The organism is Bradyrhizobium sp. P2_E8, assembly GCF_056403875.1.
In genome coordinates this window covers 1-1,023 of record NZ_JBFUES010001603.1, presented here as the reverse complement: position 1 = coordinate 1,023, position 1,023 = coordinate 1, and the positions used below count along the sequence as shown (strand labels likewise).

The window sequence follows — 1,023 nt, the reverse complement described above, 5'->3', positions numbered from 1 at the left end:
GCCCAAGGCTGCTGAAGACCGCGGCTCCCAAGGCGGCGGATCTGATCGCGCCGGAGGCGTCGAGCATTTCGGCGCTCGTCGCCTATCTGGAATCTCCGGATGCGGCGCTCGGTTCCGATCCCGCTGCCGCGCGCGACCAGGTCCTGCGCGATAGCATTGGTTCCGCGGTGGCCGATGTCACGAGCAAGCTCGGGCCCGATTCATCGACCTGGCGGTGGGGCCGGCTGCACGTCGCGAAATTCGACCATGCCTTGATGCCGCTTGCCGACAAGGCGACCGCCGCGCAGCTCTCGGTCGGCCCGCTCGCCTATGGCGGCGCCGCCAATGTGCCGCGCGCGGCCACCTATCGCCGCGCCGATTACCAGCTGTTCGCCGGCGCCTCGTTCCGCATGGTGCTCGACGTCGGCAATTGGGATGCGAGCCGCACCATCAACACGCCCGGACAATCAGGCGATCCCTTCAGCGCCCACTATCGCGACCTCGCCCCGCTCTGGGCCGCAGGCCAATATGTTCCGCTGCTCTACAGCCGTTCGGCCGTCGAAGCCGCGACCGCGGAAGCGATCTCGTTGACGCCGAGGTGAGCGACTTGTTGGCCGGAGAGTGCCGGAAGAGCGCCGCCTGCATGGTTCGAGACGCCTGCTTAGGCGGGCTCCTCACCATGAGGGTCTAATATCTCGCCGCGAAACGCGACCTCATCCTGAGGGCCCGCCGCAGGCGGGCGTCTCGAAGGATGGGCCGCAAGCGAGCTGTTCGCCATGTCTTTCTGAGAGGCCCCATGACCATCCCCGACGGCTATTCCGACATTCCCGCCGGCAAGATCGCCGCGGTCGTCACGCATCTCGAGATGACCGCACCGCCCGCGCGCCGTGACGATCCGCCAGGCGCCTGGACCCTGCGCAAGGCCGACGCGCCCCCGCTCGATTGGTATCGCGACCTCCATCGCCGCGTCGGCGAGGAGTGGCTGTGGTTCTCGCGCGCCCGCATGAGCGATGCCGAGCTCGCCGCAATCGTCCACGCACCGGG

General features: G+C 68.3%; 1 protein-coding gene and 1 pseudogene. Both read left to right on the top strand.

Annotated features, from left to right (window positions below):
- A partial coding sequence (locus tag AC1D00_RS42645; protein ID WP_477014852.1) for a penicillin acylase family protein occupies window positions 1–581 on the top strand: 581 nt, incomplete at its 5' end.
- Between the two features lie 194 nt (window positions 582–775).
- A pseudogene (locus tag AC1D00_RS42640) lies at window positions 776–1,023 on the top strand (GNAT family N-acetyltransferase); the annotation flags it as partial.